10 protein-coding genes are annotated in these 12,343 nt (G+C 61.8%); 3 read left to right on the forward strand and 7 right to left on the reverse strand.

Annotation, left to right across the window (positions count from 1 at the left end):
* Window positions 1-23: 23 nt before the first annotated feature.
* Window positions 24-1,004, reverse strand: a complete 981-nt coding sequence (locus O148_RS0106215; protein WP_026530224.1) for a malate dehydrogenase — start codon at window positions 1,002-1,004, stop codon at window positions 24-26.
* 115 nt (window positions 1,005-1,119) lie between these two features.
* Window positions 1,120-1,983, reverse strand: coding sequence for a trypsin-like serine peptidase (locus O148_RS15175; protein WP_035745139.1), 864 nt, complete (start codon window positions 1,981-1,983; stop codon window positions 1,120-1,122).
* A gap of 183 nt (window positions 1,984-2,166) precedes the next feature.
* Here O148_RS15175 and O148_RS0106225 point away from each other — a divergent pair, with 183 nt between their 5' ends.
* Window positions 2,167-3,417, forward strand: a complete 1,251-nt coding sequence (locus O148_RS0106225; RefSeq protein WP_026530225.1) for an aminotransferase-like domain-containing protein — start codon at window positions 2,167-2,169, stop codon at window positions 3,415-3,417.
* Window positions 3,418-3,507: 90 nt separating this feature from the next.
* Here the strand turns inward: O148_RS0106225 and O148_RS0106230 are convergent, their stop codons facing one another.
* From O148_RS0106230 to hisC, 4 genes are all read right to left on the reverse strand, one after another.
* Window positions 3,508-4,866, reverse strand: a complete 1,359-nt coding sequence (locus tag O148_RS0106230; RefSeq protein ID WP_026530226.1) for a dihydrolipoamide acetyltransferase family protein — start codon at window positions 4,864-4,866, stop codon at window positions 3,508-3,510.
* Window positions 4,867-4,884: 18 nt separating this feature from the next.
* Complete coding sequence (locus O148_RS0106235) at window positions 4,885-5,850, reverse strand: alpha-ketoacid dehydrogenase subunit beta (protein WP_035745223.1); 966 nt, start codon at window positions 5,848-5,850, stop codon at window positions 4,885-4,887.
* A 32-nt stretch (window positions 5,851-5,882) separates the two neighbouring features.
* The gene (gene pdhA, locus O148_RS15180) at window positions 5,883-7,097 is read right to left on the reverse strand and encodes a pyruvate dehydrogenase (acetyl-transferring) E1 component subunit alpha (RefSeq protein ID WP_051619915.1); all 1,215 of its coding nucleotides are present in this window, start codon (window positions 7,095-7,097) and stop codon (window positions 5,883-5,885) included.
* A 192-nt stretch (window positions 7,098-7,289) separates the two neighbouring features.
* Window positions 7,290-8,390 (reverse strand): histidinol-phosphate transaminase, encoded by a 1,101-nt coding sequence (gene hisC, locus O148_RS0106245; RefSeq protein WP_026530228.1) that lies wholly within the window; start codon window positions 8,388-8,390, stop codon window positions 7,290-7,292.
* A gap of 58 nt (window positions 8,391-8,448) precedes the next feature.
* Between hisC and O148_RS0106250 the strand changes: the two genes are divergently transcribed.
* Window positions 8,449-8,841 (forward strand): phage holin family protein, encoded by a 393-nt coding sequence (locus tag O148_RS0106250; protein ID WP_026530229.1) that lies wholly within the window; start codon window positions 8,449-8,451, stop codon window positions 8,839-8,841.
* 5 nt (window positions 8,842-8,846) lie between these two features.
* Here the strand turns inward: O148_RS0106250 and O148_RS0106255 are convergent, their stop codons facing one another.
* On the reverse strand, window positions 8,847-10,187 hold the full coding sequence (locus tag O148_RS0106255) for a hypothetical protein (RefSeq protein WP_026530230.1): 1,341 nt from the start codon (window positions 10,185-10,187) through the stop codon (window positions 8,847-8,849).
* Window positions 10,188-10,914: 727 nt separating this feature from the next.
* On the opposite strand from O148_RS0106255, the gene purB reads away from it, so the two are divergent.
* Window positions 10,915-12,312, forward strand: a complete 1,398-nt coding sequence (purB, locus tag O148_RS0106265) for an adenylosuccinate lyase (protein ID WP_026530232.1) — start codon at window positions 10,915-10,917, stop codon at window positions 12,310-12,312.
* The last annotated feature ends 31 nt before the right edge of the window (window positions 12,313-12,343 follow it).

A 12,343-nucleotide genomic window follows, 5' to 3' on the forward strand; every position in this document is an offset into this window, starting at 1 on the left:
CTCGGAGCGGGTCGCGTTTCTGTTTAGCCCAAAAGCTCCTCGACCGCATCGCGCTCCGCTTCCAGCTCAGCCACAGACGCCGCGAGCTTCCCGGCTGAGAATTCATCCATCGACAAATCTTCAACCACGGACCACCGGCCACCCGAAGACCGCGCCGGGAAGGAGCAAACCAGCCCCTCCGGCACACCGTACCACCCCTCGGATGGCAGCGCGACCGACGTCCACCGCTCACCAGTACCGAGCACCCAATCCCGAATGTGGTCGATGGACGCCCCGGCGGCAGAGGCGGCAGAAGAGCTCCCGCGCACCTCGATAATTTCGGCGCCGCGCTTGGCCACACGTTCCACATACGGCCCTCGAATCCACTCCGGGTCGGCGACCTCGTAAGCCGGCCGCCCGCCAACGGTGGCGTGGGTCAGATCGGGATACTGTGTGGGCGAGTGGTTCCCCCACACGCTCACGCCTTCCACATCCGCGACGGGCGCACCGACATGCTCGGCCAAAATCCCAGCCGCACGGTTGTGATCCAGGCGGGTGAGCGCCGTGAACCGTTCCGCAGGCACATCCGGCGCATTGCGCTGCGCGATCAGAGCGTTGGTGTTGGCCGGGTTGCCCACCACCAGCACGCGCACGTCCGACGCCGCGTAATCATTAATCGCTCGACCCTGCGGCGCAAAAATCCCGCCGTTTGCCTCCAACAGGTCACCACGTTCCATGCCCTTGGTGCGCGGCCGCGCTCCCACCAGCAACGCCACATTCGTGCCGTCAAAACCGGCGGCGATATCGGTGGTCACCTCGACGTTCTGCAGCAGCGGAAACGCGCTGTCGGTCAATTCCAGCGCAACGCCCTCGGCCGCCCGTACTCCCTCCGGAATCTCAAGCAGCTTCAGCGCGACCGGTTGATCCGGCCCCAACATGTCACCTGCAGCAATACGAAACAGCGCGGCATACGCAATCTGGCCGCCGGCACCGGTCACGGTCACAGTCACTGGATTTTTCCCCATGTTCGCAGTCTATCCCTGCCCCCTTCGGCCCACCCAAGTGCCGCTCAAGTAGCCCAGTACGACGGCGACTCCCGCACTTAAGTGCGGGAGTCGCCGTCGTACTTCTCAGCAAAAATTACTTGCGCAAGGCGGCGAGAGTGTTGAAAAGCTCGCCGGTGAGGCGGGTGGCGCCGTTGCTGGAGCCGCCCCAAATGTGGATGCCGGTCGAGACATCCTCGTTGGTGGTGGTCACGGCCGAGCCGCTTTGGCCGCCGTAGGTGTCGGTTTTGTAGTAGAAGTTGCGGGCGTCGGCGCCGGTGAGGGCGTCGGTGTCCTGCCACATGGTGCCGCGCGGTTTGTCACCGGGGTACCCGACCACGGTCGCACTGCCGCTTTGCAGTTCCGCTTGGCTCGCGGGGGCGAGGCCATACCAGCCGAGGCGGTCGCCGATGGGTTGGTCGAGGACGATCACGCCCCAATCGCCTCCGTTGCCCAGGCCGCGTGCGTCCACCCAAATTTCGGTGGCGTTGAACTTACCGTAGGGGTCGGTGGAACCATTGCGTGCGGGTGCGAAGGTGATGTTGGAGACGTTGCCTTCGAGGCAGTGACCGGCGGTGGCGACCGAGCGGGACGAGATGAGCCAACCGGTGCAGATGTAGGTGCTGCCGTTGCGGGTGAAGTTGATTTGGCCGATGCGGCGGTACTTGGGGGCGCGCGTGTCGGCAACCTGCTCGCGGCCGTCGGGGCCGATGAGGGAGCGGGATACCGGTTCGGTGCCGCCGAACGCCCGCGTCGAGGCGAGGCCCTTGTCTGCGGTCAGGCCCGCACCGGACATGGGGTTGGCGCGGTCCGGGGCACCGTTAGCGATCTTGTACCCGACGGGCTGGATCGGCAGGTTTTCGATGGGGGCGGCGGTAGCGCCGGAGGCGGAAGCGAAGAGGCCGACGGCGAGAAGGCTCGCGGCGCTCACGGAGGCAAAGGTGCGTTTCAGTGATTTCATAAAAGGATTTAGTATCAGGATTCCTGGGCGTTTGGGCAAGGTTTTTCTCGGGTTTTTTTGTTTGTGCGCGGGGGTATTGACGGTCCGGTGGTCGCGTGATTAGATATGCCGTTTGGCGGCGCTCAGTGGGGCGTGCTGAGCCCCACGCATCCCGGCCTTTCTCGGGGCGGATACCATAGTCCAGTGAGTACCGAAGCCGAATCCACTTTGCCCGCCGATGAGGACATTGCCCTGCGGCATGCAGAACTTTTCTCCACCCGAAGCGCGGGTATCAAGCAATCCCCGATTAGGGATGTTTTTGACATCTCGGTCCGCCCCGGCCTGATCTCCTTGGCGGGTGGAAGCCCGAACTTGGCCGCACTGGATCAGCAGACGCTGATCTCCGGGGCGTCCACAATTCTGTCCGAACACGCTGCCGAGGCGCTCAATTACGGCGGCGGTCAAGGGACCGAAGCATTGCGCCAGCTCGCCGTGGAGATCATGGCCTCGGAGGGCATCACCAACGCGGATCCGGCGAACATTGTGATCACCACCGGCTCGCAGTCCGCGCAGGATGTCGCGGCCAAGGTGTTCTGCGATCCCGGGGATGTCGTGCTGACCGAGGATCCCACCTACGTGGGTGCGCTGAACACATTTGAGGCGTATCAGGTAGACGTGCAACCGGTCGCGATGGACCATGACGGCCTCATTCCTAAGGCGTTGCTGGCGCGGATCGAGGAGCTGCGCGCGGCCGGCAAACGCGTCAAACTGCTCTACACCATTCCGAGTTTTGGGAACCCCAGCGGAATCACCATGAGCGCGGAGCGGCGGCAACGCATCATTGATATATGCCGTGAGAACAATATTTTGGTTCTTGAGGACAACCCCTACGGCCTGCTGAAGTTCGATGGCGCCCCGCTGGTGCCGTTACGCGAAGGCAACGCCGATGACGTCATTTATCTGGGCTCATTTTCCAAGATCCTGGCTCCGGGTATGCGCCTGGGTTGGGCGTTGTTGCCCGAGCACCTCTTGCGGCGCTTTTACTTGGCGGCGGAAGCGGTAGTGCTGTGCCCCTCGCCGTTGACGCAAATGCTGGTCGAGTACTATTTCCGAAACTCGGATTGGCAGGCCCAACTGGCAGAGTCACGAGCGGAATATCAGAAACGGTGCGATGCCATGTTGGCCGCCCTTGAGTCCGAGTTTGCCGGCTTGGATGTGACCTGGACCGTCCCCGATGGTGGATTCTTCATCTGGGTGACGTTGCCCGAGGGCGTGGATACATACCCGATGTTGCATGAAGCGATCGATGCGGGGGTGGTGTTTATTCCGGGTGCGGCATTTTCGCCGGTGGAAGGGCCCTCGAATAATCTGCGCCTTGCGTACAGCACGGTGCCGGTGGAGAACATTCGCGAGGGCATTGCCCGGCTCGCGCCCATCATCAAGCGCGCCCTCTAGCCTCGACTGTGTAGCAGTTAATGCCCATGTCACGCCGAACATGGGCATTAACTGCTACACAGTCGAAGGGCGTGGCCTTGATGGGGGGAGCTAGTCGAGGAGGAGCGCCGGCTCTTCCAGAATCGCGGCGACATCCGCCATGAAACGCGCAGACAAATCGCCGTCCACCACGCGGTGATCAAACGAGCCGCCAAGCGTTGTCACCCAGCGCGGAATGACCTCGCCATCAAGCACCCAAGGCTTCTGTTTGATCGTGCCAAACGCCACGATCGCCACCTCGCCGGGATTGATAATCGGCGTCCCGGTGTCAATCCCGAGCGCCCCGATATTCGTCACGGTCAGCGTCCCGCCGCTCATTTGCGCCGGAGTGGTCTTGCCCGCGCGTGCCGTCTCGGCCAGGTCCCCGAGCGCCACCGCAAGTTCACGCAGACTCAACTCCTGCGCGTCCTTGATGTTCGGCACCAAGAGTCCGCGCGGCGTCGCCGCCGCAATACCCAGATTCATGTAGCGGTGCAGGGTGATTTCGTCATCATTCCAGGTCGCGTTGACCTGCGGGTTGCGCGCGGCCGCCCAAATCACTGCCTTCGCGAGAATCAGCAGCGGGGACACCTTGACGCCGGCAAAGTCGCGGCTTTCCTTGAGCCGCTTCACAAACTCCATCGTGCGGCTCGCGTCCACATCCACAAAGATCGAGACGTGCGGCGCGCTGAACGCGCTCTCCACCATGGCCTTCGCGGTGGCTTTGCGGACGCCTTTGACCGGGATCCGCTCTTCACGGTCTAGCACCGAGGAGGGCAGCCAAAACGGTTCATCGTCTGAGCGCGGTGCCGCCGGGGCGCTCGGCGCGGCCGGCTTTGGCGCCGGGCTCGCGTTGCCGTTGGCCCCCGCAGTGAGGTTCGACGGCGCGTGCCCGCCTTGGGCGTGCTTCTCCAGATCCGCGCGGGTCACCTCGCCACGCGGTCCCGTGGCGGTAACGTCGGCGAGGTTGATGCCGCTCTCCTTGGCACGCTTGCGAACCGGGGGCTTTGCCAGCGGTCGGGAAGGCAGCGCGGCGGACGCGCTTGAAGTGCGCTCTTCCTCAAGGGAATCTGGTGACCCGGTTTCGGGTGCGGTACGCACCTGAGGTTGGTATCGCCGTCGTACCTTGCGGCCGGAAGATTCGGCGACCGGACCGCTGCCCACCAGGGATGCGCCGCCGGTTTCTGCCGCGGCGGTGTTGATCGAGATGATCGCGTCACCTACCGGAACGGTCTCGCCTTCAGCGGCGAGCAGCGATTCGACGGTGCCGACAAACGGCGAGGGCAGTTCAACCAGGGACTTGGCGGTTTCGATCTCAACGATCGGCTGGTTCACGCCGACGGTGTCGCCGACCGCGACTTTCCAGGCGACGATTTCGGCTTCGGTCAAACCTTCGCCGACGTCCGGGAGGTTGAAAGTTTGGCTGCTCATAGGGCTCCTGGCGCGGATTTAGTAGCTCAGTGCGCGGTCGAGGGCGTCGAGAATGCGGTCCTGGTCTGGCACATAATCGGCTTCGACGCTCGCGGTCGGGTAGGGCATGTGGAAGCCGCCGACGCGGATGATCGGGGCTTCGAGGGAGAGGAATGCTTCGTCGCCCACGCGCGCCGCGATCTCCCCGCCAATGCCGCCGAAGGTGGGGGCCTCGTGGGCGATGATGAGGCGGCCGGTCTTGCGGGTGGAGTCGACAATGGTCTCGAAATCGATGGGGGAGAGCGAGCGCAGATCAATGACTTCCACGCTGGTGCCTTCCTCAGCGGCGGTCTCGGCCGCGGCGAGAGCTACCGGCACGAGTGGCCCGTAGGTGGCGATGGTGGCATCGGTGCCCTCGCGCCGTATCTGCGCTTGGGCGGCGGGCGGTGCCGGCGTTTCGGTGTTGACGGTGTCCTTGAGCCAGTAGCGGCGCTTGGGCTCAAAGAAGATGACGGGGTCGTCGCTGGCGATTGCTTCCTGGATCATCCAGTAGGCGTCGCTAGGGGTGGAGGGGGTCATCACGCGCAAACCCGCGGTGTGCGTGAAATAGGCTTCCGGGGATTCTGAATGGTGTTCGATCGATCCGATGGCGCCTCCGTAGGGGATGCGAATGGTCACCGGGACGCTGAGGTTGCCGCGGGTGCGGGCGCGCAATTTGGCCAATTGCGAGGTGATTTGGTTGAACGCCGGGTACACGAATCCGTCGAATTGGATTTCGCAGACCGGACGGTAGCCGCCCATCGCAAGGCCGATTGCGGTACCGACAATGCCGGATTCGCCGAGTGGGGTATCGACGACGCGATCTTGGCCAAAGTCACGCATGAGATGTTCGGTGATGCGGTAGACTCCGCCGAGGCTGCCGATGTCTTCGCCCATGAGCAAGACCGTGGGGTCGGTTTCCAGAGCCCGCCGCATTCCTGCGTTGAGAGCACCGGCAATCGTCATGGGCTTCGTTGCCTGCTCGGCCACAGTGGTACTCACGCTTGACCGCCTTGGTGGGTATCGCCGTCGTTCTTGTAATCCAGGAAGTCCTCGCGCTCCGCGGCAACCAAAGTATTCTCTTCCGCGTATATATTGGCGAAGTGTTCGCTGAAAGTGGGGGACGTGCTCGCCAGGACGGCCTCGCGGACGCGCTCCGCCTCGGCGTCGGCCTCGGCAGCGATGCGCTGCTCTTCGCCTTCGGTGAGGATGCCTTCTTTGCGCAGGTACGTGCGGAACCGGGCGAGCGGGTCGCGTGGGGTCCAGTCCTGCTCTTCCAGTTCGGTGCGGTACTTCGTCGGGTCATCGGCCGTGGTGTGCGCGCCCATGCGGTAGGTCATGGCCTCGATCAGCGCCGGTCCCTCCCCGTTTTTGGCGCGCTCAAGCGCCCAAGCGGTCGCGGCGTAACTCGCGAGGACGTCGTTGCCGTCAATGCGGAGGCCCGGGAATCCGTAGCCGGCGGCGCGGGTAGCGAGCGGGACTTTGCTTTGCACGCTGAACGGCACCGAAATTGCCCAGCCGTTGTTTTGGCAGAAGAAGACAACGGGCGCGTTGAACGATGCGGCGAACACCATGGACTCATGGACGTCGCCTTCCGAGCTGGAACCGTCGCCGAAGTAAGCAACGACGGCGCGGCGGTTGCCTTGCGTGCCCCGGGTCGCCGATCCGGAGGTGCTTTGCGTAGCGGTCGCGTCCGTGCTGGCGATGCCGCGCTTCGCGTCGCGATCAAAAGCCATGGCCATACCGACCGCGTGCAGGGTCTGCGCCGCGAGGACAAGGGTGTAGATGTGAAAGTTGCTGTCCTGGGGGTTCCAGCCGGCGTGTTCGTTGCCGCGGAAGATTTGGAGAAGTTCCTCTGGCTTTACCCCGCGCTGGAAGGCGATGCTGTGTTCGCGGTAGGTGGGGAAAATGTAGTCGGCGCGCTCCGTGGCGTAACCGGAACCGACTTGGGCGGCTTCTTGCCCAAGACTTGGAACCCACATATGTAGTTCGCCCTGACGCTGGAGTGCGGTGGCTTCCTGGTCGATGCGCCTGGTGGTGACCATGTCGAAGTACATGCGCAGGAGATCCTCGGCACCAAGCGCATCGAGGTATTTGCTGAACTCCGGGTGACGTTGGAGTGTGCCGTTGGGATCAAGGAGTTGAACGGGCTCGGAGCTGGCATTCCATTCTGGCGAGTTCGCTGTTTTTGACGCGGCGCGGTGCTCTGTCATTGTCACAGGTTCTCCTGGGTCAGGTAGCTGGTGGCGGCAGTCCCGAGATATATTCTTTTATTGACATATATCGTGACGGCCAGCATCAACCGTAACCCAGTTTCGGCGTAGCGCGAAAGAGGTCTTATGAATTGCGTCGAATTACGTATTCCTGATTTGGAATTTATCGATGTGGTGGGTATGCGGGGCTATCTACTTTTCAGAGTCCTTGAACTCCCGCGCCACGCTGAGGAAAACGTCATTGGCTTCCGGTTCTCCGATGCTGACGCGGACGCCTTCATCGCCGAATGCCCGGACCGAGATCCCGCGCACTTCCGCTTGATCGCGGAACTCTGCGGTGCGTGTGCCTGTTTCCAACCACACGAAGTTGCCCTGCGGATCGGGGATCGCCCACCCGGCCTCGGCTAGCGCAGCCTTGACTCGATCGCGTTCTTGGACAATCTGCTCCACGTTCGCGAGAATCTTGTCCTTCACCTTCAAGCTGGCCACGGCCGCGGATTCCGCAACCATGTTCACGCCGAATGGCGTGGCTGCGGCACGCAAGTGCTGGGTGACGGGGGCTTGCGAGACCGAGTACCCGACTCGCAATCCGGCCAGACCGTAGGCCTTAGAGAAGGTGCGTAGGACAATGACGTTCGGGTACTCACGGTAAAAGTCGAGGCCCTTCACCGCCTCGGGGTCGCGGACAAATTCGACGTACGCCTCATCGATAACCACCACCACCTTCGCGGGGACCTTCGCGAGAAAGTCCTGCACCGCACCGGTGTGAAGCGTTGGCCCCGTGGGGTTGTTGGGGGTGCACAGCAAGATGACTTTGGTGTTTTCGGTGATGGCGGCTGCCATGGCGTCAAGGTCGTGAGCGCCATCCGTCCTATTGGGGATCTGCACGCTCTTTGCGCCGGCCAGTCCTACCAGAATCGGGTAGGCCTCGAAGGAGCGCCAGGCGTAGAGAACCTCGTCTTGCGATTCGCCCTCGCCATCGCCGGCGAACGCCGCAAGAATTTGCTGTAGCGCGCCGAGGCTCCCACCTCCGGTCACAATGTCTTCCACCGGGACACCGAGATCCTCTGCGAGCGCCGTGCGAAGCGTCAAAACTTGCGGATCCGGGTACCGGTTGATAGCGCTCGCTTCGGCAATGGCCGCTGCCACTTCCGGCTCCATCGGGTACGGGTTCTCGTTCGACGAGAGCTTGAAAGACTTCACGCCCGGCGGGGTTACGGGAGGCTTGCCCGCAGCGTATTTGGGAAGGGCAGAGACCGCGTTGCGGGGTTGGGGAGTCGTCGTTGAGCTCACGGCTACCTTTCGGTGAATGATCCGTTGGTTTGTTTGTAGCCTATGCAAGGATGGTCACATGGGAAAATTCCTCGTTCGCGTCGGCATTAACGCATTGGCAGTTTGGCTCGTGGCACTGTGGTTGCCTGGCATCACCGTGGTCTCTTACGGCGCCAGCAATGACACGCTCGCGACAGTGTTGTCCTACCTGCTCATTGGGCTCATTTTCGGCATTGTGAATGCCATCGTCCGGCCCATTGTGAGGGTGCTCTCGCTTCCCATCACAATTCTCACTTTGGGCCTGTTCACCATCATCATCAACGCCGCGATGCTCATGCTCGTTGCGTGGATCACTACAGCAACAGCGGTACGTCTCGAGGTTGATAGCTTCTTCTGGACCGCGATTCTCGCGGCCCTGATTATCAGCATCGTCTCGCTCATTGCCGGGACCATCACGCGCACCCGGAAGTAGCGCTCTTAACCCCGTGGCTGCTTCATCTTGAAGAGGTGCATTTTGCCAATTGACCCCGGCGGAATCACTTTCACTAGGTCCTCCTCAAGTTTCGCGATTTCGCGGTGCTCGGTTCGATCCAACTTCATGAAGGAACGAATGTACTGGTCGAGATCGTGAGTTGGCCCCAGGATGCTGGAGTCATCCTGGTAGTCGGGGTTGAGCATCTTGGGATTGATCGGCAGGCGATCAAAGCGAACCTCAATATTTTTCTCATCGGCGGGAATGATCTTGCCGTCGGTAGAGGGCGTGTAATCGGATGAATCGATGGTGTCGAGGTACGTCGTGTTCGGGTCCCGCTCCGAGTAAAAGGGGTCCGGGGAACCAACGGCCCAGACCAACTGGACGTCGTACTTTTCAAATTCCTTGCTGTTCACCAGGTTCTTCGCCACAATGCCACCCTGACTGAAGCCGTTGATGTAGACCTGGGACCCGGCGGGCGGCGGGGGCTCCATACTCTCCATGGCCTGCGCGACCGCAGCGGACATTTTCTTGCTATTGAGGAACATGGCGTCGAAAATTCCGCGCATATCAAAAGGATTGTCATCCGCCCCACCTAGCTGAGTTCCCGGGAGGGTGACGATGTAGACTTTTTTGTCCTCGGGAGTGGTGACCTCAGAGATGGCGATCTCACCGGGATAGTCCTCGAGAATCTGCGCGGGCCGAAGGATGTCCTCTAATCTGCCGTTGAATTCTAGGGGCGGCTCCTCACGATCAACCTTTGACACCGAAATATCGGCCGGGGCGATGAAGTCATCAATATTGTCCTCAACGGTATCCAAAAGGTCGGCGAGCGGCTTAGGAAGGTTGAGGCTCTTGAGCCTGTCGACTTGCTCCGCGGCGCGATTCTTGTCGTGATCAAAGGCGGCCTGGCGCAGAAGCAAGGCTTCCTTTTCTATATTGAGTTTGCTGATCGCGCGGTCGACCACGAACGCGGAGGGGCGTCCTCGCCGCACCCAATCCTGTATCGCCCAAAAAAGCGAGACCGCTTCAAACCCTTGGATGTTTCCCTGTTCGGCTTGGCGGTAGTTGGCGTAGGCAGTACGCGCCGAATTCTGGAGGGATCGCACTTCTTCCACGGTCCTATCCAATCTCCGTTTCGCCTCCATCGCTGCGGCACCGGCACGCAACGGTGCGGTCGGCGCGGCGGCAATTCCATAGGTGCCATTCGCCACCGCGACAATACGCCTGCCCACCTCATCCAACTCCGCGATCATCCCGTCCATGCGGGGCGGGATGGCCTCAATGTCCTCCATTTCGGCCGCAATTGAACCTTCCCCTCCGCGTACTACGGCTCCGTCACCCATGACTGTCCTTTCCTAAATGCCTACTGGCCTACAGGTTGTAGCGTCGCTAAGATCCTGACGCAGCGACGCCCACACTTGGTCGAGTGCTGTGAGTAAGTCCCCCGCCTGACGCGCGGCAATTTCGTAGACCTTGTCTCGATACGCGGTGGCGGCTCTCGATTGCCAATTCACATCCGTTAAACCGCGTAGACGATCGAAGATACGAAGCGCCTCCGCACTGATGTTTTCGACTTCCGTCACAAGGCTCTGCAACCTCTCCAGGTCTTCTGGGCTCGCCAGAATCCCGTTTGACCCCGTTCCCGACATGCGACGCTCCTTAAAATCGACCTGCCTTTGAACCGCAACTTTAGGAGCGGGCGCTCGGCTATGTTCGGGCATCGGAGCCGGTTGTGGATAACTTCGCCGATTTTCGCGAAATTGGCCGCCTGTGTAGGAACAGCGCGCTGGGGTGCGTACACCTGGTAGGCACGCGAAGGCAGGTGGACAGGGATCACCCACTGAAGCACGACGGCGGTGACTCGCCTTAAGAAGGCGAGTCACCGCCGTCGATCATCACCACCGCGCACACCCGTACCCCGCCCCTCGACTATGTAGCGCCAAACGCCCATGTCACCCGCTCGCATGGGCGTTTGGCGCTACATAGTCGAGGGGTGGGAGAATGAGGGACGTGGCTAATCCAGATTCTGCACCTCAGTCTTCCGCGCCCGCCCCTGCCGTAGAAAGCGCCGTGAGTTTCGCCGACCTTGAGCCGGCAATCGCGCTCGGTCCCTTGGATGGGCGGTATCGCAAGGCCGTCGCACCGCTGGCGGATCACCTCTCCGAGGCAGCGCTGAACCGCAATCGTCTCAAGGTCGAGACCGAGTGGTTCATCTACCTTGCAGATAACCAGGTTCTTCCCGGGCTTAAGCCGCTCACCGACGCGCAGCGCGAGGGTCTTCGCGCCATCGTCACCGATTTTGACGCCGACGGTATCGCGGAAATGGCCGAGATCGAGCGGCAGACCGTTCACGATGTCAAAGCCGTCGAATATTACATCGGCCGCCGCCTGGAACCGCTCGGTCTTGCCGCCCTCAAGCCGCTCGTGCATTTTGCGTGCACCAGTGAGGATATTAATAACTTGGCCTACGCGCTCGGGGTGCGTGACGCCGTCGCACAGGTGTGGGAGCCGGCCGCACGGGAACTGGTCGATGCCATCGAAACCCTGGCCGAGCGCACCGCGGACGTGCCAATGCTCTCACACACGCACGGGCAGCCGGCCACGCCCACCACGCTCGGCAAGGAGATGGCCGTCACCGCGCATCGCCTCCACCGGCAGTTGAAACGTATTACCGAACAGGAATATTTAGGCAAAATCAACGGCGCCACCGGCACGTACTCGGCGCATCTCACCGCTGAGCCGAATGCCGACTGGCAGGGTATTTCGCGTGCCGTTGTCGAGGGGCTCGGTCTGACCTGGAATCCGCTGACTACACAGATCGAATCGCACGATTGGCAGTCCGAGCTGTACGCGGATATTGCCCGGTTCAACTCGATTCTGCACAACTTCTGCACCGATATTTGGTCCTACATTTCGATCGGGTACTTCCGGCAAATACCCGTCGAGGGCGCGACCGGGTCCTCCACCATGCCGCACAAGATCAACCCGATCCGGTTTGAAAATGCCGAGGCGAACCTGGAGCTGTCCAACGCCATCCTTGGTTCGCTCGCCTCAACCCTGGTGACCTCGCGCTGGCAGCGGGATCTCACCGATTCGACCTCGCAACGCAATATTGGCGTGGGGATTGGGCATTCGCTGCTCGCAATCCGCAACGTGATTGGTGGGCTGGAGAAGCTGGATGTCGCCACCGATGTGCTGGCTAATGACCTCGAGGGCAATTGGGAGGTGCTCGGTGAAGCCATCCAAACCGTGATGCGCGCCGAGGCGATCGCGGGGGTGCCGGGCATGGATGACCCGTATGAGCGGCTCAAGGAATTGACCCGTGGGCATCGGGTCGACGCCGAGCGCATGCGCGAGTTTGTCACGGGACTGGGTTTGACTCACGACGCCGAGGCTCGCCTTTTGGCGCTCACCCCCGCCTCCTACACGGGGCTGGCCGGCGAACTCGCCCGCTCCCTCTCCCGCTAACGCAATTTTCAGCGCCTAACTCACGTTTCAG

It is taken from the genome of Haematomicrobium sanguinis DSM 21259 (genome assembly GCF_000688395.1).
Classification (GTDB): Bacteria; Actinomycetota; Actinomycetes; order Actinomycetales; family Micrococcaceae; genus Haematomicrobium; species Haematomicrobium sanguinis.